At 63.5% G+C, this 17,436-nt stretch carries 18 protein-coding genes; all 18 read left to right on the top strand.

Features of this window, described 5'->3' with window-relative positions:
• Positions 1-3 precede the first annotated feature (3 nt).
• The 18 genes from AC6H4Z_RS14780 to AC6H4Z_RS14695 all read left to right on the top strand — a co-directional run bounded on the left by AC6H4Z_RS14780 (position 4) and on the right by AC6H4Z_RS14695 (position 17,436).
• Complete coding sequence (locus AC6H4Z_RS14780; RefSeq protein ID WP_497542724.1) at positions 4-687, top strand: YggS family pyridoxal phosphate-dependent enzyme; 684 nt, start codon at positions 4-6, stop codon at positions 685-687.
• Entirely contained in the window at positions 684-1,220 is a 537-nt protein-coding gene (locus tag AC6H4Z_RS14775) for a DivIVA domain-containing protein (RefSeq protein WP_497542723.1), read from the top strand. Before AC6H4Z_RS14780 ends, AC6H4Z_RS14775 begins: the two co-directional genes overlap by 4 nt.
• Positions 1,217-2,089 (top strand): purine-nucleoside phosphorylase, encoded by an 873-nt coding sequence (locus tag AC6H4Z_RS14770; protein ID WP_497542722.1) that lies wholly within the window; start codon positions 1,217-1,219, stop codon positions 2,087-2,089. The genes AC6H4Z_RS14775 and AC6H4Z_RS14770 overlap by 4 nt, the downstream gene beginning before the upstream one ends.
• Positions 2,086-5,331 carry an isoleucine--tRNA ligase gene (gene ileS / locus AC6H4Z_RS14765; protein WP_497542721.1) on the top strand — a complete coding sequence of 1,082 codons (3,246 nt, stop codon included), beginning with the start codon at positions 2,086-2,088 and terminating at the stop codon, positions 5,329-5,331. Before AC6H4Z_RS14770 ends, ileS begins: the two co-directional genes overlap by 4 nt.
• A 2-nt stretch (positions 5,332-5,333) precedes the next feature.
• Entirely contained in the window at positions 5,334-5,750 is a 417-nt protein-coding gene (locus AC6H4Z_RS14760; protein WP_497542720.1) for a TraR/DksA family transcriptional regulator, read from the top strand.
• Between the two features lie 19 nt (positions 5,751-5,769).
• Positions 5,770-6,288: a signal peptidase II gene (gene lspA / locus AC6H4Z_RS14755; protein WP_497542719.1), complete on the top strand. Its 519-nt coding sequence runs from the start codon at positions 5,770-5,772 to the stop codon at positions 6,286-6,288.
• Positions 6,289-6,301: 13 nt separating this feature from the next.
• A complete protein-coding gene (gene lspA / locus AC6H4Z_RS14750; protein ID WP_497542718.1) occupies positions 6,302-6,835 on the top strand; it encodes a signal peptidase II in 534 nt (177 codons plus the stop codon).
• 29 nt (positions 6,836-6,864) lie between these two features.
• Positions 6,865-7,839 (top strand): RluA family pseudouridine synthase, encoded by a 975-nt coding sequence (locus AC6H4Z_RS14745; protein WP_497542717.1) that lies wholly within the window; start codon positions 6,865-6,867, stop codon positions 7,837-7,839.
• Positions 7,814-8,260 (top strand): chemotaxis protein CheW, encoded by a 447-nt coding sequence (locus AC6H4Z_RS14740; protein WP_497542716.1) that lies wholly within the window; start codon positions 7,814-7,816, stop codon positions 8,258-8,260. The genes AC6H4Z_RS14745 and AC6H4Z_RS14740 overlap by 26 nt, the downstream gene beginning before the upstream one ends.
• Positions 8,261-8,272: 12 nt before the next feature.
• Positions 8,273-8,635 (top strand): response regulator, encoded by a 363-nt coding sequence (locus AC6H4Z_RS14735; protein ID WP_497542715.1) that lies wholly within the window; start codon positions 8,273-8,275, stop codon positions 8,633-8,635.
• Between the two features lie 21 nt (positions 8,636-8,656).
• Positions 8,657-10,585, top strand: coding sequence for a chemotaxis protein CheW (locus tag AC6H4Z_RS14730; protein ID WP_497542714.1), 1,929 nt, complete (start codon positions 8,657-8,659; stop codon positions 10,583-10,585).
• Between the two features lie 8 nt (positions 10,586-10,593).
• Positions 10,594-11,211: a chemotaxis protein CheC gene (locus AC6H4Z_RS14725; protein WP_497542713.1), complete on the top strand. Its 618-nt coding sequence runs from the start codon at positions 10,594-10,596 to the stop codon at positions 11,209-11,211.
• 17 nt (positions 11,212-11,228) lie between these two features.
• Positions 11,229-13,952 (top strand): tetratricopeptide repeat protein, encoded by a 2,724-nt coding sequence (locus AC6H4Z_RS14720; protein WP_497542712.1) that lies wholly within the window; start codon positions 11,229-11,231, stop codon positions 13,950-13,952.
• Positions 13,953-13,955: 3 nt separating this feature from the next.
• Positions 13,956-15,017 carry a DUF4388 domain-containing protein gene (locus AC6H4Z_RS14715; RefSeq protein ID WP_497542711.1) on the top strand — a complete coding sequence of 354 codons (1,062 nt, stop codon included), beginning with the start codon at positions 13,956-13,958 and terminating at the stop codon, positions 15,015-15,017.
• Complete coding sequence (locus tag AC6H4Z_RS14710; protein ID WP_497542710.1) at positions 15,010-15,858, top strand: tetratricopeptide repeat protein; 849 nt, start codon at positions 15,010-15,012, stop codon at positions 15,856-15,858. The genes AC6H4Z_RS14715 and AC6H4Z_RS14710 overlap by 8 nt, the downstream gene beginning before the upstream one ends.
• A complete protein-coding gene (locus AC6H4Z_RS14705) occupies positions 15,855-16,205 on the top strand; it encodes a roadblock/LC7 domain-containing protein (protein WP_497542709.1) in 351 nt (116 codons plus the stop codon). The genes AC6H4Z_RS14710 and AC6H4Z_RS14705 overlap by 4 nt, the downstream gene beginning before the upstream one ends.
• On the top strand, positions 16,202-16,714 hold the full coding sequence (locus tag AC6H4Z_RS14700; RefSeq protein WP_497542708.1) for a roadblock/LC7 domain-containing protein: 513 nt from the start codon (positions 16,202-16,204) through the stop codon (positions 16,712-16,714). Before AC6H4Z_RS14705 ends, AC6H4Z_RS14700 begins: the two co-directional genes overlap by 4 nt.
• Positions 16,715-16,836: 122 nt before the next feature.
• Positions 16,837-17,436, top strand: a complete 600-nt coding sequence (locus AC6H4Z_RS14695) for a GTP-binding protein (RefSeq protein WP_497542707.1) — start codon at positions 16,837-16,839, stop codon at positions 17,434-17,436.

Raw genomic sequence — 17,436 nt, 5'->3', positions numbered from 1 at the left:
GTTATGCCGTTTCCTGACCTGCCGGATCGGCTGCGCGAAGTGCGTGACCGAATCGATGCCGCAGTGCAGCGTTCCGGTCATGGCCAGAAGGTACAGATCGTCGCGGTAACCAAGACGCACGGACCCGACGCCGTCACCGCAGCATGGGACGCGGGCCTGGGCGACGTGGGCGAGAACCGGGTGCAGGAGGCGCTTCCAAAGATGGACGCCGTTACGGCACCGGTGCGGTGGCACCTCATCGGGCATCTGCAGCGGAACAAGGTGAAGGCCCTTCCTCGGTTCGATCTCCTCCATTCGCTCGATAGCGCTCGCCTCGCAGACGCCGCACACGAAGTCGGCGTGGCGAATGGTCGGCCGATCGAGGCACTCGTTCAGGTCAACGTCGTTGCGGAGGAAACCAAAGGCGGGTTCGGACGCGACGAATGGGCGCGCGAAGCGGATCGACTCCGCGGCTTGAGTGGTATTCATGTGCGCGGCGTGATGACGATGGCGCCTTTCGATGTCGACGAGCGAACGCTTCGGACCGTATTTGGCGGAGCACGATCTGCGCTCGATGTGTTCCGCGCCGCCGGTCACGACGCAACTGAACTTTCAATGGGAATGTCGAACGATTACGAGATCGCGGTCGAGGAGGGCGCAACCCTCGTTCGCCTCGGCACGATTCTCTTTGGAGCGAGACCCGCATGATTGACGAAACCTTCCATCTCACGCCCCTCGACGTTCGGCGATACGAGTTCGGGAAAGCCCTGCGTGGCTTCGATCCCGAGCGCGTCAATCAGTTCCGCGAGCAGGTCGCCGAGGAGCTGGAGCGCCTGTCGCGCGTCAATCAGGATCTTGACGCAAAGGCGCGCGGCTTTCACGAGCAGCTTCGCGCATTTCGCGAGCGCGACAAGGCAATCAACGACGCGTTGGTCTCCGCGCAGCAGCTCCGCGGCGAAATCCGTGAGCAGGCGGAGAAGGAAGGGCAGCTCATCATTCGCGAAGCCAAGGCCGACGCCGAGCGCTTGCTCGACGAGGCGCGCGGTGAGGTCCGTCGAATTGAAGATCAGATCGCGCAGCTGGATCGGTCGCGACGCGCGTATCTCTCGCAGCTTCGCCTGTTGATCGAACGGCAGCTGTCGGATGTTACAGCGGCAGAGCAGTCCACGCCGGAGCCTGCAACGGCGCGCGATGGAGCGGACGGTTCACCCGCGTGGATGGGATCGCTCGTCAAGGAATGACCGCTACGAGCGCAGCGTTAACCTCGCCTGCGCGCGTCGACGCGCCATCTGGCTCAGTGTTCGACGCAGCGGAGCGCGCTGCGGCGGTCATTCGCGCGCGGTTCGACGACACCCCGGACGTCGCGATCATCCTCGGCACGGGACTCGGCGGCCTGGCTTCGGAGATCGACGCGAAAGCCGTGATCGAATACGGAGATATTCCCGACTTTCCGCTTTCGACGGTCGAGTCTCATCGCGGGCGGCTGTTGTGTGGCACGCTCGGGGGAAAGACCGTTGTCGCGATGCAGGGGCGGTTTCACCGGTACGAGGGGTATTCGCTTCAGCAGGTCACCTTTCCGGTGCGGGTTCTTCGCGCGCTCGGCGTGAAGACGCTGATCGTGTCGAACGCCTGCGGGGGAATGAATCCCGGCTGGGCTGCCGGCGACCTGATGCTCATTGCGGACCACATCAACCTGCTCGGCGATAGCCCGCTGATCGGACCCAACGATGACCGCCTGGGACCCCGCTTTCCCGATCTCTCGGCTCCGTACGATGCTGGCCTTCGGGGCCTCGCCCGTAGGGTTGCCGCCGATCTAGGGATCACCCTTCGCGAGGGTGTGTACGTTTCTGTAGCAGGGCCGAACCTCGAGACGCGGGCAGAGTACCGTTTTCTGCGCGCCATCGGGGCCGACGTCGTTGGAATGTCGACGGTCCCCGAGGTGCTCGTAGCCGTCCATGCTGGACTACGAGTTCTCGGGCTTTCGATCATTACCGACATGTGTCTTCCCGAGTCGCTCGAACCGGCGACGGTCGAGCGCATCATTGCCGTGGCGAACCGCGCCGAGCCGCCGCTCACGCGACTCGTCCGCGGTGTGCTGGAGCGTCTGTGACTGCACCGAGTGTGACCCGCTATCAATTGCTGTCGGCTGATCGTTCGGCCGATGAGGTCGAACGCGAACTCCTCGCCAAGTGGGACGAGGAGGATCTTTTCGCGCAGACGTTAGCCGCGCGCGAAGGCGCGCCGAGTTTCGTGTTCTTTGAAGGCCCGCCAACGGCCAACGGCAAGCCGGGCATTCACCACGTCTTCGCGCGAACGATCAAGGATCTGTTCTGCCGGCATCGAGCCATGAAGGGCTTTCGCGTGGCGCGGAAGGCCGGTTGGGACACGCACGGTCTGCCGGTCGAAATCGAAGTCGAGAAGCAGCTCGGTATCAGCGGTAAGCAGCAGATCGAGGCGCTCGGAGTGGAAGAGTTCAACCGACTCTGCCGCGAGAGCGTGTTCAGGTATCGCAGTGATTGGGAAAAGCTCAGCGCGCGCATGGCGTACTGGCTCGACTACGAGCATCCGTACGTCACCTACACGAACGACTATGTCGAGAGTGTGTGGTGGTCGCTGAAGACGATGTTCGACAAGCAGCTGCTCTATCGTGGTCACAAGATCCTTCCATACTGCACGCGCTGCGGCACCGCGCTGTCGAGCCACGAGCTCGGCCAGCCCGGCGCTTACCAGGACGTGGAAGATCCGAGCGTCTACATCGCGCTGACGCTCCACGAGCCGGAGGGTGGGGCCAAGCACGCAGTCGAACGGCGCATCCTCGTTTGGACGACGACGCCCTGGACGCTCGTGTCCAACACGGCGCTCGCCGTTCATCCTGACTTGGACTACGTCGAAGTGGTGCGACGCGAGTCTGACAAGGATCAGAGATTGCTCATCCTCGCCGAGTCGCGGCTTGCCGCGGTATTCGGTCAGGATTATGAGAAGCGCTGGGAAATCGTCAACCGATTCAAGGGCGCGGAGCTCGTTGGCCGACGGTATTCACGGCCGCTCGATTTCCTCGACTACCCAGAGGGCACCGAGCACGAGATCATCGTCGGCGAGGAGTTCGTGTCCGCCGACGACGGTAGCGGCGTTGTGCACATGTCACCGGCGTTTGGGCAGGACGACTATCAGGCGGGCCTGCGCCACAACCTCGCGTTCCTGCAACCGATCGACGCGCGCGGACGGTTCCCGTCGGCGATGCCGCTCGTGGGCGGCGAATTCTTCAAGGACGCCGACCCGCTGCTGATCGAAGAGCTGCAGCGGCGTGGCGTGCTGTGGAAGTCCGGCCGCATGACGCACTCGTATCCGCATTGCTGGCGCTGCGGCACCCCCTTGCTGTACTACGCGCGCTCGTCCTGGTTCGTCCGTACGACGGCGTTCAAGGACAGCATGCTCGCGCGCAACGCGCGCGTGAACTGGAACCCGGCGTCGGTGGGCGAAGGACGCTTCGGTGAGTGGCTCAAGAACAACGTCGATTGGACGATCTCGCGCGACCGCTTCTGGGGCACTCCGCTCCCGGTGTGGACCTGTGAGCGCGAGCCATCGCACGTCGACTGCATCGGCAGCTATCAGGAACTCAGCGAGCGCGTTGGCCATCCGCTACCGCCCGACTTCGATCCACACAAGCATCACGTCGACAAGTACACGTGGAAGTGTCGTTCGGCCGGCTGTACCGGCACGATGCGACGCGCCCCCGAGGTCATCGACACCTGGTACGATTCGGGAGCGATGTCGTTCGCGCAGTGGCACTATCCGTTCGAGAACCGCGACATCGTCGCCGACCAGTTCCCGGCGGATTTCATCGCCGAGGGCGTCGATCAGACGCGCGGTTGGTTCTACTCGCTGCTCGCGATTGCCGCGGGGCTTGGTGAGGCGCTGCCGAACAATTCGGATTCGGCGTCTGCTTCGCCGTACCGGGCCGTCGTGGTCAACGATCTCGTGCTCGATGCTGACGGTCGCAAGATGTCGAAGCGACTCGGCAACACGGTGGACCCGTGGGCGGTGATCGAGCGACACGGAATCGACGCGGTGCGTCTATTTCTCGTCGGATCCAGCAACGTCTGGTTGCCGCGAAGTTTCGACGAGCGTTTGCTCGCCGAGCAGGCCGGGCGTTTTCTCCGGACATTCAAGAACGTATACAGCGGAATTTTTGCGCAGTACGCGAATTTCGGATGGGCACCGTCGGAGCAGGACCCGCCGCTTTCGGCGCGCCCGATCATCGATCGTTGGATGATCAGTCGGCTCGCGCGACTCGAGCGCGCAGTCGATGAATCGCTCCAAGAGTTCGATGCGACAACGGCAGCACGCGCCATCATCGAGTTCGTCGACGACGATCTTGCGAACTGGTATGTGCGTCTGAATCGCGGCCGCTTCTACGACACGGATACGGACGACAACCGTGCCGCCTTCGCGACGTTGCACGAAGTGCTCGTGTCGGTGAGCCGGCTGTTGGCGCCGTTTGCGCCGTTCGTGAGCGACTGGATCCATCGCGAGCTCACGGGCGATTCCGTTCACCTCGCGCCATTTGTCGCGTCGCGCACGGAACCGGTCGATGCGACGCTAGACACGGCTATGCAGGCCATCCGAGCCATTGCTCGGCTTGGCCGCGCGGCCCGCGAGGACGCCGGGATCAAGGTTCGACAGCCGCTGCAGCGGATGGTCTGTGTTGCCCCGAATGTGCCCGAGGCCGCCTTGGAACCGCTGCTGCCGTTGCTGGCCGCGGAGCTGAACGTCAAGCAAGTCGACCTGGCTACATCCGGGGAAGGCCTGGTCACCCTCGAGTGCAAGCCGAATTTCCGGTCGCTGGGTAAGAAATTTGGTAAGAACACCCCGCTGGCGGCGCAGGCCGTTGCTGCCTTCGACAGCGAGGCGCTACGTCTCTTCCTGCGCGGGGAGCCGCTCGTAGTTAGCGTTGAGGGGGAATCGCACGAGCTCGGACCCGACGATCTGACCATCGTTCGGCGGGCGTCGGGAAGTCTTGTCGTGCAGGAAGACGCTGGTTTCTTTGCGGCGATCGACCCCACGGTAACGCCGGAATTGAAACTCGAAGGGTATGCCCGAGAGTTGATTAGCCGGGTACAACGTATGCGAAAAGAGTCGGGGTTCGCTGTGAGTGACCGCATTTCGCTCACGGTCGAAGGCGGGCCGGAGGTGAAGGACGTGATCGACGCCCATGGTGCGTGGATCGCCGAGGAAGTGTTGGCAACCGAGCTCGTGTTCGTCGGGCAAGGGGAGTCGGAGCAGGGTCAGGACAGGCAATCCATCGATCTCGACGGGATCACGGCCCAGGTGGCCATCACCAGGATTCAGTAGCAATGCCAACGACGAACAGCGCCAAGAAGCCGAAAGGCCTGAACAAGAAGACGCTGACGCACTTCGAGAAGCGCCTGCTCGACGAGCGGAAGCGCGTTCTCAAAGAGCTCGGACGCGCCGACGAAGCGTTTGGTGCGACGCCGCAGTCAGCCGACGGTGACCTCAGCAGCTACTCGTTCCACATGGCAGATCAAGGCACCGACGCCATGGAACGTGAAAAGGCGTTCCTGTTCGCGAGTCAGGAAGGTCGATTCCTCTGGCACATCGACGAAGCGTTGCGTCGCCTGTACCGACAGCCGGAAAACTTCGGTAAGTGCCATCAGTGCGGGAACGAGATCGCTTTCGATCGGCTGGATGCGCTACCTCACGCGCGCTACTGCATCGATTGCAAGCAGCGTGAGGAAGATGCAAAGAAGTAACTCGGGGCTATTTTGGCCCGTGCTGGTGTTGGTCGCGACGGTCGATTTCTGTACGAAAGCGCTCGCCGTGAGTCGGTTGCTCCCGCAGCACGTGCCGCACGACGTCTACGGCGAGTGGATGCGTTTCACGCTCGTGTACAACCCCGGCGCTGCATTCGGTCTGCACGTCGGGCAGTATTCCCGCTGGATTTTCATGGTCCTCACGCTCGTTGCGCTCGTGATTCTTGGCCGCCTGTATGCGGCCACGCGAGCCGGCGACGCCATTCGAACGCTGTCGCTCGCACTGGTGTGCGGCGGTGCGCTTGGCAATCTCGTCGACCGCGTTCGGTCGGCCGAGGGCGTGGTGGATTTCATCGACATTGGATTCCGCGATTCACGGTGGCCCACGTTCAACATCGCCGACATGGCGGTCAGCTTTGGCGCGTTCCTCCTTGCCTGGGTATTGTGGGGCGAGGACAACGAAGCGCAGCCAGCTGCCGATGCCGTCGGCGTTCCATCGCCGGCGACCGTGTCGGTCGACCCGCGAGAACTCTCGTAATCACACGCACGACATGAGTTCGATCAACAAGAACGGCCCGCTATTCTGGACTGCGGCCGTCAGCGTCGTCCTTCTCGACGTCGTCACGAAGATGCTTGCGGTGGCGCATCTGACGATGCACGTGCCGCAGGAAATCATCGGGAACTTCGTGCGCTTTACGCTCGCCTATAATCCTGGCGCGGCGTTCAGCATGTCACTCGGCGAAAACTCGCGATACATCTTCGGCGCGTTTGCTGTCTGCGCGCTCTTCATTCTCTGGCGGCTGTACCGCAGCACGCTGCCGGGCGACACGTCGCGCGTGTTCGCGCTCGGTCTGGCGTGGGGCGGGGCCGCGGGCAATCTCATCGACCGCTTTCACCGGTCGCAGGGCGTCGTCGATTTCCTCGACATCGGTGTTGGCGACGTCCGCTTCTGGACGTTCAACGTCGCCGACTCAGCCGTCACCGTGGGCGCATTGATGCTGGCCTGGGTCCTGTGGCGCGAGGATCGGCGCACGCTTGCCATCGCCGCAGCGGAAGCGGCGGCCCGGGACGAGGTTATCGGCTGATCGGGCTGTTGCCCGCTGTCCGTACTCACATGCCTACGCACGACCTGGTTGCGCCAGACGACGCACCGCGCCTCGACCTCTTTGTCGCTGGGCAGCTGGAGCTTTCGAGAAATCAAGCCGCGACGCTCATCGCCGAAGGGCGAGTGCTGGTCGAGGGTCGGCACGAACGTGCGAGCTACAAGGCCCGCGAAGGGGAGCGGATCGTCGTCGACATTCCGCCCCCGGTTGGCCGCGACGTGCTGCCCGAAGACATTCCGCTCTCCATCGCCTACGAGGACGAGGACGTCCTGGTCGTCGACAAGCCGGCCGGGATGGTCGTGCATCCCGCGCCTGGCAACTGGACGGGAACGCTGGTCAACGCCCTCAAAGGCCGCGGTGGCGACCTGTCCCCGGCAGCTGAAGAGGGTCGGGAAGGCATCGTCCATCGTCTGGACAAGGAAACATCCGGTCTACTGCTAGTCGCCAAAACGGATCGGGCGCACCGGGTGCTGGGGGCCGCGATCCAGGCCCGAGCAGTCACTCGCCGCTACGCAGTCCTCTCCTGGGGACACCTGACCGACGATCGCATCACAGTAGAACGCCCGATTGCTCGCGATCCGCGAGACCGAAAGCGCATGGCAATCGTCAGTACCGGACGGGCAGCGAGGACAGATCTCACGCGGCTCGCGCGCTTCGACTCCGCCGACCTGTTGCGGGCGCATCTCTTTACGGGACGCACACATCAGATCCGGGTACATCTCGCCTCGATTGGCCATCCGGTCGTTGGTGACGATACCTACGGTGGGGGTGGAGGCCGCAAGCTGATGGGGCTCGCTGCGCGTCGTCATTTCCTGCACGCGGCTTGGCTGGTTTTTCGTCATCCGGTTTCCGGAGCGACGATAGACCTGCGCTCGCCTCTGCCTGACGATCTGCACCGCGCGATCGTGGTCGCCGCTGGCCCCGACGTTCCTCTCGCCGATACCAACCCGCTCGAATTCTTTGGATTCTACGACGTCGACCCCTGAGGCGATTCTTTCGTCCACGCTGCTGTTTCGCGTGGGCGACGTCTTGTACGGGTGCGACATCAGTGAACCCCAAGAAATCATCCCGCTTCGCCCGACCACCCGGCTTCCGGGCGCGCCGGCGCATGTCCGCGGCCTGATCAACGTTCGCGGCATCATCGTCACCGTCCTCGATCTCGGCGTCCGTCTCGACGCCTCACGAGCGCCGGCGGAGGAGGGCAGCATCCTGCTCATCCGCCATCGCGATCGTCTGGTCGGAGTGGTGGTGGACGAAGTGGTCGACGTTCGCGGTCTCGCGATCGACGATGCGCGCGATGCGTCGAGCACCGGCGGCATCATCACCAAAGGCGTAGCGATGATCGACGATGCCGCGATTGTCGTGCTCGATCTCGATGCACTCATCACGCAAGTCCTGCTTGCATAACGGAGGCGTTTCTTGAGCCAGACGGTTCTCATCTGTGACGACGCGATCTTCATGCGCACCATGGTCGGCGATATCCTGACGCAGGCGGGATTCGAGATCGTTGGTGAAGCGGAGACCGGCGTCCAGGCGGTCGAGAAGTACACGCAGCTTCGACCCGACCTGGTGACAATGGACATCGTGATGCCCGACATGGGCGGAATCGATGCGGTGCGCGAGATCTGCAAGCTCGACCCGCATGCGAGAATTCTCATGTGCAGCGCGATGGGACAGCAAGCGCTTGTCGTCGAAGCCATCCAGGCCGGCGCCAAGGATTTCGTCGTCAAACCGTTCCAGCCAAGCCGCGTGCTCGAGGCTGTCCAACGGGTGCTCGGGTAGCCCGACACCTCGGCCATCGCCGTGGACAATCTTCAGTACGCCGAGCTGTTTCTCACCGAGAGCCGCGAACACGTCTCGGCGGTGAATCACGCGCTGCTCGAGCTCGAACGCGACGCCAACGCGCCCGCTGCCGCGGGACACGTTGGCTCGATTTTTCGCGCCGTCCACACGATCAAGGGCATGGGCGCGACGATGGGCTACGCCATCGTCGCCGAGCTCGCGCACGAGCTTGAGACCGTGCTCGATCGCGTGCGGCGCAACGATCTCGCGATCGACGCCGACGTCATGGACGTGCTGTTCCGATCCGCCGACGTACTTGAACAAGCGGTGGAAGCGGCGGTTGCGGGACGCGATGGCGAAGTCCTCGCCGCCGATCTCGTCGCGACGCTCCACGCACTCGGCGTCGGCGAGTCGATCTCGCCGCAGCAGGGCACCTGGTCCGTTGTCGCACCACGCGGCGCTGGAACGCTGGTACGCATTCGCCTCGCGCCGGACACCCCGCTGCGCGGCGTTCGCGCGTTCATCATCGTGCAGGCGCTGCGAAAACTCGGCGACGTGCCGATCATCGAGCCGGCCCTCGATCAGATCGAGGCCGAGGGCTTCGAGACCGACTTCGCGCTACGCATCGTCACGACGTCCACCGCGGCACAGATCGAAGCGACGATCCGCAAATCCGGCGATATCGCCGAGGTGCAGATTGGCGACGATCCGGCCACGCCGGCGCCGCGTCGTGCGTCGGTGCCAATGCCCGTGCCGGTCGAGATACCAGTGCCGGTCAGCGTGTCGACGTCGGAACGCCGGGGAACGCGTTCCGTGCGCATCGACGTTCGTCGTCTCGATGCGCTCATGAATCTCGTTGGTGAACTGGTGATCGCGCGCGGGCGACTGACACAGCTCGCCGGCGAGCTTGGCGATGTGTCGCTCGACGAAACGGTCAGTGCATCGTCGCGGCTCATCACCGAGTTGCGCGATGAGATCACCGCGAGCCGCATGGTGCCGATGGCGCAGGTGTTCGACCGGTTTCCGCGCGTCGTTCGCGACGCCGCGCGCACGGTCGGCAAGCAGGTGAACTTTGTCGTCGAAGGCAAGGAGATCGAACTCGATCGTTCCATGCTCGACGAAATTGGCGATTCGATCGTACACCTGCTGCGCAATGCGATCGACCACGGCCTCGAGCTACCAGAGGCGCGCATTGCGGCGGGAAAGCCTGCTGATGGCCGCCTCGTCCTCAGCGCCGCCCGCGATCGTTCAGCCGTCGTGATTCGTGTGAGTGACGACGGCAAAGGCATCGACCGCGAGCGCGTGCTGCAGCGCGCCAAGCGCGATGGATTGGTCGACGACGACAAGACGGACCTGAGCGAAGACGAGCTCCTTCGATTGCTCGCGCGTCCTGGCTTTTCGACGGTCGACAAGGTGACGAACCTGTCCGGCCGTGGTGTTGGCGTGGACGCGGTGTACACGCGCGTGCGCGCATTGGGCGGCGCGATGGACATTCGCTCCGTGCCGGGGCAGGGCACGACGATGATGCTTCGTTTGCCGTTGACCCTTGCGATCATGCGCGCGTTGCTGGCTCGCGTCGGCGACGAGACCTACGCGATTCCGCTCGCGCACGTGAGCGAAACGATCGAGTTGGCGCCGGACATCGTTCGCACAATCAAAGGTCGCGAGGTGCTGCTCACTCGCGACGAGGTACTCCCGCTGCTTCGGCTGCGTGATCTCGTTGGCTTGCCGGGCTATGTCGCGCCAACCGAAATCGATCTCGAACAGGTCGTCGTGATCGACCTCGGTGATCGCCGCGCGGGTCTCGTGATCGACGAGCTGACGGGGCAGGAAGAAATCGTAGTCAAACAGTACGACGCAGTACGCGACGGGCTGCCGATCTTCGGCGGCGCCACACTCCTGAGCGACGGACGCCCGTCGCTCATTGTCGACGTCAGCAGTCTCCTCTGAGGACGAGCATGGAAGATCTCCGTTCCCTGAAGGCCCTTCAGATCGACGCGCTCCGTGAAGTTGCGAACATCGGTGCCGGCCACGCCGCCACCGCGCTGTCGCAAATGATCGGTGAAACGATCATGATCAGCGTTCCCACGATCAACGTCGCGCGCCTCGAGGAGATCCCACCGCAGCTCAGTGGACCCGACGAGCCGGTTGCCGCAGTGCTCATGCACATTCTCGGCGACCTCACGGGGCGCACGCTGCTCGTGTTCCCGCGTCGCACCGCCCGGCGCATTGCGTCCCTGCTGCTGCACAAGCCGCTGCCCGGTGACGATTTCTCGGAGATGGCGCAGTCGGCAATCAAGGAAGCCGGCAACATTCTGAGCTCGGCCTACATGAACGCGTTGAGCGATTTCATGGGCATGATGCTCATTCCGTCGCCGCCGAGCCTCGCGATCGATATGTCCAGCGCCGTCCTGACGACTGCCTACCTGCAGTTCGGCGGCGATAAGGACTACGTCTTCTGCGTCGAGAGCGAGTTCCTCATGGACAATCTCGACGAGCATCTGCGCGGCTTCTTCCTGCTGCTGCCTGATCCCGCATCGCTGCACGCGATTCTCAAAGCCGTACGAGTCGCTTAGTCCTCGCGGATTCCTTCGTGCCCACTCTTCTCACGTCCGATCGCGATCGCGAAGTGCTGCGGTCGTTCGCCCGACGGATCGATCCGTCGGACGCGGGCGCGCACAACAACCTCGGTGTGTTGTACTACAACAAGGGGTTGTACGAAGAGGCTGTTACTGCTCTGATGAAGGCCCTCGAGCTCGACCCCAAGATGGAGGTCGCGCAGCGCAATCTCGAGATCGCATACTTCAATACCGGCTACTACGACACACGCGTTCCGGAGTTGAAGGAAAAACTGCGCCTCCGTCCCGAGGATCGCGACGCGCGCTGGGAGCTCGGTCGAACCTTCTCGCTGCTCGGCCAGCAGCCAGAGGCCGCCGAGCACTTTCGCGCGCTGCTCCAGTACAATCCGAGCGACGTCAGCGCCTTGCTGCAGCTCGCGCTCGCGGAGAAACAGTCGGGTGATATCGAGCGGGCGCAGGACAGTCTCGAGCGCGCACTCGAGCTCGATCCTGCAAGCTCGCTGCTGCATGTCGCACTCGGCGAAGTTCTCTATCATCGCGGACTCAGCGAAGAGGCGCTCACAGAACTCGAGCGCGCCATCGAACTGAATCCCGAAAACCACGACGCTCTGTACCTCATGGGCTTCGTGCTTGGCGATATGGGTCGGCATGAAGACGCGCGCGCCGTGACTCGACGCGCCATTCAGCTCAACCCTGCGCTGTCGCGCGCGCACGCCAATCTCGCGATCGACTCGCAGCGTGTCTCGCGTCCGGAGCCGGAGGCCGCGACCAAGCGCGAACTCCAAGTGAGCGGCGAAGGCCAACTCGCGCGGTACAATCTCGGTCTCGCATTCCGCAGCAAAGGTTACTACGCCGAAGCGCTTCGCGAATACCAGATTGCGCTCGAGCGAGGTGAAGAGCGCGATCTCGTGCTGCAGGCGATGGCTGAGATGCAGCTGCTGATGCGCCAGTACCACGAAGCATTACGGCTGTACGACGAACTGCTCGAGCGCGACCCCGCGAGCCCCAAGCTCTGGAACGAACGCGGCGTCGCGTTACACCAGGAAGGCCGCTTCGCCGATGCCGAGGAGAGCTATCGTCGCGCGTTGGCGGCGGAGCCGTCATACGCGATTGCGCAGAACAACCTCGGTGTGTCGTTGTATCATCGCGGTGCGGTCGACGAGGCGCTCAGCGCCTTTCGCTCGGCGCTGAGTGTCCGACCCGAGTTCGTGAAGGCGCGTCTCAACCTTGCGCTGCTGCTCACGCGACGAAAGCGGCTGCCGCTGGCGCTCGATGCGTTCCGTCAGGTGCTGAACACGCAGCCCGAACATCCGGTGGCGTGGAACGGCATCGGGCTGGTGCTGTCGGAGTTGCGCAAGTTCGACGATGCGCGCAACGCGCTCGCTCGTGCTATTCAGGCCCGTCCTGACTTTGCCGAAGCGCACTACAACATGAGCTTCACTCTTTCGAATCTCGGCGATTTCGAAGGAGCCCTCCGCGAGACCAAGCGCGCACTCGAGCTCGATCCGTATTACGTCGCGCAGAAGTTCGAACTCGCGATGGACGTGGAGTACGAAGATCCGGATATCTCGATTCAGCCTGATCTGGGTGGTGAGCGTCCGGCTGATTCCGCGATTACTGATTTCAGCTTCGACCCGCAAACGCTCGACACCCTGTTCACCGGTCTCGCTCCGGCGCCTACGCCCGCGCAGGCGATCGCATCGGTTCGGAATACGGATTCATCGCCGTTTGCGATGGCGACGGATTTTCTATCGAAGGGCTTGTACGATCGAGCTTCGGCCGAGATCAGCCGCGCCATGGCGCGTGGCAGCGCGCGAGCCGACGGTCTTGCACTACTCGGCGACGTGTATGCCCGACAAGGGCTCTACGGCGAAGCGCTCGATCGGTATCGAGAGGCGCTTCGCCTCGATCCGAATATTCGACGTGCCACGATTGGCGAAGCGTGGTCCCTGGTGCGCTTGGGCCGCGCGCCGGAAGCGCGTCCAATCGCTGAACGTCTCCTCGACGATGATCACGGCGACGTCGAAGTGCTGATGCTGACCGCGACCGCGTGCGCCGAGTCGGGTGATCCAGGCGCTGCGCTTGCGGTGCTCGACGTCGCGCGACGTGCGGCGCCGATGCGCGCCGACATTCAGCAGAAGATGGGCGACATCGCGCGATCACTCGGCGACAACGAGAGTGCGATCGTGGCCTATCGTCACGCGCTCGAGCTCGATCAGGATTTTGCAATCGTGCGCTTTCAGCTCGCCCGCTTGCTACAAGGAAAAGGTCAGAATCGCGAGGCGGAGCAGGAACTGGTCGCGGCGCTGGACGCTGTTCCGACTTACGCAGAAGCGGCGCTCGAACTGGCGACGTTGCGCCGCAAACTGGCTCGACCGGGTGAAGCACTCACGTTGTTGATCGAGCTGCTCCAGCGCGACCCGTATCACTTCGACGCGCTCATTGCTCTCGGAGAGACACTGTTGGCGCTTGGCCGCAAGCGGGACGCCGTCCACGCGTTCTCACGCGTGCTGCGCTTCGACCCGTCGCATGTGGGTGCGCTGTTCCACGAGGGTTCGATTCTGTTCGAGCAGCGACGGTATCGCGATGCCATCGAGCGGTGGAATCGCGTACTCGATCTCGGACCGACGACCGAGTATGCCCGTCGCGCGCGTCGAGAGATTCGAACGGCGTCCGATCTGCAGCGAATCCTTGGCGCGCGTCCCCGACGTGCGCCAGCCGCGGCGAGAGGCCGGTAGCCCATGGCGATCGAGGGACCGCTTCGCGAACTGGGAATTCACGACGTCTTTCAGCTGCTCGACCTGAGCCGAAAGACGGGTGTGCTTCGCGTCTCATCAGAGCTTCGCGAAGATGAAGGACTCGTCGTGTTCGACGGTGGGCGCGTCGTGCAGGCAACGATTCGCAGCAAGGCGATGCCAACGGAGCAGGCGCTCGTTCAGGCCGGTCGCGTGAGCGAGGCGGATCTCGAACGTGCCAGAGCCCGACGCACGGGCGCGCACGCATCGGCGGACATTGTCGATCTCCTCGTCGAGATTGGCGCGATCACGCAGAAGGAACTCGAACGCCAGCTACGCCTGCACATCGAGAGCGTGGTGTTCGAATTGATGTCGTGGCGCGAGGGCTTCTTCTCGTTCGAAGAGCGTGCGCGCGGCGACATGCCGACCGATTCGCGCATCAGTGTCTCGACCGAGTCGCTTCTCATGGAGGGTGCGCGCCGGATCGATGAATGGTCGCGCATCGCCGATCTCGTTCCCAACCCTGGCGTGATTCCGGAGTTGGCGCCGGTTGGCGACGATCGCGACGGCGACGGCAGCGCGGGTGGCTCGATGTTGGATCTGCTACCGCACGAGTGGCAGGTGCTGACAATGATCGACGGGGGCCGCGACCTTCGCGCGATTGCAGCCTCGCTGTCGCGCGATGAGTTCGAGATTGCGAAGATCGCGTACGGTCTCGCCACGACAGGCATCATCTGCCTGCGCGCGCCAACCCGTACGACGCAGGAATTCGACGGCAGCGCGATCGCCTCACGTCTCGCGACGGCACGCACGCTGACGCGTTCGGGGCGGCACAGCGATGCGGCGGACGAACTCCGCCGAGCAATGCAGGAAGATCCGCTCACCCCGGGGATTCATCTCGATTTTGCGTTCGCTTCGGCGCGACTTGGCGACTACGCGGCCGCGCGCGCCGGTTGGGAGCATTTCCTTCGAGTTGCGCCCGACGATCAAGCGGCCGTGCGTGCGCGCGACGCGATTGCGGCGTTGGAACGGTTCACGCGACTCCTCGAGGAGGAGGCCAATGGCTGACGATATCAGACGTTGGAGCGACGAGCTCGCGAGCGATCCGTCGAGCCTCGTGTTCCTGCAGCTTGGCGAAGCGCTTCGTCGGCAGAGTCAGCTCGACGTGGCGCTCAAGATTGCGTTGCGCGGGCTCGAGCGGCACCCCAAAAATGTCGAGGCGCACGATCTCGTGGCGCGCATTGCCGTCGATCGGCGCGATTTTGCGCGCGCCTTCGAATGCTGGGAGGCGGTCCTTCGACTCGACCCGCATCACGTTGGGGCGATGAAGGGACTGGGGTACGTGTGCTTCCAGTACGGCCGCTTCACCGAGGCGGAGCGCTACCTCGGTCAAGCGGCGGCGCGGGGCGGCGGTTCAGACGTGACGTCGGCTCTCGAAACGGTCAGGCGGTCGGGCGGATTCACGGCGCCGGCGGCTGTCTCGGAGCCTGGTCCGAGCGACCCTCAGTGGCTCTTTGCCGACCTTCTGGTCGATGATGGTCAGACCGCATTGCTGCTCGACGGGAATGGGTTCGTGCTCGGGGGCCTGTACGTCGACGACCAGGGTAACGACCTCGGCGTCGAGATCGGCGCACAGTTGAGTGGTATATCCGACGAAGTGGTTCGGTCGACGCGGCATTTGGACGTGGGAGAATGGCGGTCCATCACGTTCGAGACACAGGTAGCGGTGGTTGCGATGGCGCCGGCACCGGATCGGGCGCTGCTCGTCGTTGCTGCCTCGCGATCTACGCCTCTCGGTCTGCTGCGACGACTACTGGAGCGGTGCGCCGAGCGGTCGGCGCAGTGGCTCGCGAGCGAGATTGGGCGGGGCGGGAAGGGCGGTGCCGGCGGCGGAGGAACGACGCCATGAGTACACAGTTTGGCGCCCTGCTCGAGAGTCTCACGCGTCAACGTGGCGTGCGGGCGAGCTTGATCGTCTCGGAGAACGACGGCCTCGTCGTCGATTCGAGTCTTCGGTTCGGTCAGGACGGCGATCGTGTCGCCGCCCTGGCGGCGTCGTTGTATCGAAAGGCGCGGATGTCGGCGGTGGCCGCGCGGTTGGGGTCCGTGTCGTTTCTGCAGCTCGATGCCGAACGCGGGCGGATTTGTGCGGTCGGTGGTCGCGGCGATCTGGTGATCGTCGTCGTCGCCGATCCGTCAGCGAACGTCGGCTTGATCCGCGTGGAACTACTCAAGGCCCTGGAGTCTCTCGAATGATCATCGCAACCGTGGAACCGTGGGTCGAGGCACCGCTGCGGCGGTACGTCGACGACGCGCGTGCGCGGTTGGCGCTGGTGCTGCATCCGTCGGGGCAGGTGGTCGCTCAGGCGGGTTTCACGCGTGCGGTAGACGTGATGACGGCGTGCGCGCTGGCGTCGGCGGTTCATGCGACGGCGGGCGAACTCGGTCGTCGGATCGACGGCCGGCCGTTCACAGGGCTGCATCATGCCGGAGCGGAGAAGCAGTTGTATCTCGCGCCCATCGATACCGGGCGTGGGGCGTTTGTGTGTCTGACGGTGTTCGACCAGGAGAGTTCGTTTGGGTTGGTTCGGTTGTTTTTCGCCGAGCTCTGCCGTGAGCTCGCGGATGCGGCTCCGGCGGCGCCGGTGGCTCGTGGTCCGGCGCTCGACGTGAATTTCGAACAGGAACTCCATGCGAACCTGACGGCTCTCTTCGCCGGCGGCAGCAAGCCGACGCCGGCTGGTGCTTCCGGTTTGATGTTGTGACTGCTGTTATGCGTATTTATTGATTGATGTTATTCAATGAGTGTTTTTAAGCCATAAGACGCTACTGCTGATACGCTCATTTCGATCTGTATATTCTACTTTAATCATTGGTCTTTTAGCTTTTGTCTCTCGTCAACTACGCCACCCGCGAGATTACGTGCAAGATCGTCTACTACGGGCCAGGTCGGTCCGGAAAGACGACGAATTTGCACTACATCTACGGCCAGGTTCCCGACGACCGCAAAGGCAAGATGGTGTCGCTCGCGACGCAGACCGACCGCACGCTGTTTTTCGATTTTCTTCCGCTCGATCTCGGCACGATCTCCGGTTTCACCACGAAGTTTCAGCTCTATACGGTGCCGGGGCAGATCTACTATCAGACAACTCGAAAGCTCGTGCTCCAGGGCGCGGATGGCGTCGTGTTCGTTGCCGATAGCCAGGCGCGCCAGCTCGAAGAGAATGTCGAAAGCTTTCAGGATCTGCACGCCAATCTCGCCGAACACAGTGTCGACGCGCGGACCGTTCCGCTCGTGCTGCAATACAACAAGCAAGACCTCCCGCGCGATCTCATCCTCAGCGGCTCCGAACTCTCCGACGCGCTCAATTTCCGCGGCGTCCCGGAATTCCAGGCTGACGCGCTGCATGGCCCCGGTGTGTTCGAAACGCTCCGGGGCATCGCGGAGCTCGTACTCAAACGCCTGAGCGCCGGAGCGAACCGGTAG

This window comes from Leucogemmata humicola (genome assembly GCF_055379415.1).
This window is presented reverse-complemented; position numbering and strand designations above follow the sequence as displayed.

Coding starts and splice junctions, on each gene's coding strand:
- AC6H4Z_RS14760 (WP_497542720.1), top strand. CDS start 5,334: ATGCCAACGACGAACAGCGCCAAGAAGCCGAAAGGCCTGAACAAGAAG.
- AC6H4Z_RS14725 (WP_497542713.1), top strand. CDS start 10,594: ATGGAAGATCTCCGTTCCCTGAAGGCCCTTCAGATCGACGCGCTCCGT.
- AC6H4Z_RS14705 (WP_497542709.1), top strand. CDS start 15,855: ATGAGTACACAGTTTGGCGCCCTGCTCGAGAGTCTCACGCGTCAACGT.
- AC6H4Z_RS14700 (WP_497542708.1), top strand. CDS start 16,202: ATGATCATCGCAACCGTGGAACCGTGGGTCGAGGCACCGCTGCGGCGG.
- AC6H4Z_RS14780 (WP_497542724.1), top strand. CDS start 4: ATGCCGTTTCCTGACCTGCCGGATCGGCTGCGCGAAGTGCGTGACCGA.
- AC6H4Z_RS14745 (WP_497542717.1), top strand. CDS start 6,865: ATGCCTACGCACGACCTGGTTGCGCCAGACGACGCACCGCGCCTCGAC.
- AC6H4Z_RS14710 (WP_497542710.1), top strand. CDS start 15,010: ATGGCTGACGATATCAGACGTTGGAGCGACGAGCTCGCGAGCGATCCG.
- AC6H4Z_RS14775 (WP_497542723.1), top strand. CDS start 684: ATGATTGACGAAACCTTCCATCTCACGCCCCTCGACGTTCGGCGATAC.
- lspA (WP_497542718.1), top strand. CDS start 6,302: ATGAGTTCGATCAACAAGAACGGCCCGCTATTCTGGACTGCGGCCGTC.
- AC6H4Z_RS14715 (WP_497542711.1), top strand. CDS start 13,956: ATGGCGATCGAGGGACCGCTTCGCGAACTGGGAATTCACGACGTCTTT.
- AC6H4Z_RS14770 (WP_497542722.1), top strand. CDS start 1,217: ATGACCGCTACGAGCGCAGCGTTAACCTCGCCTGCGCGCGTCGACGCG.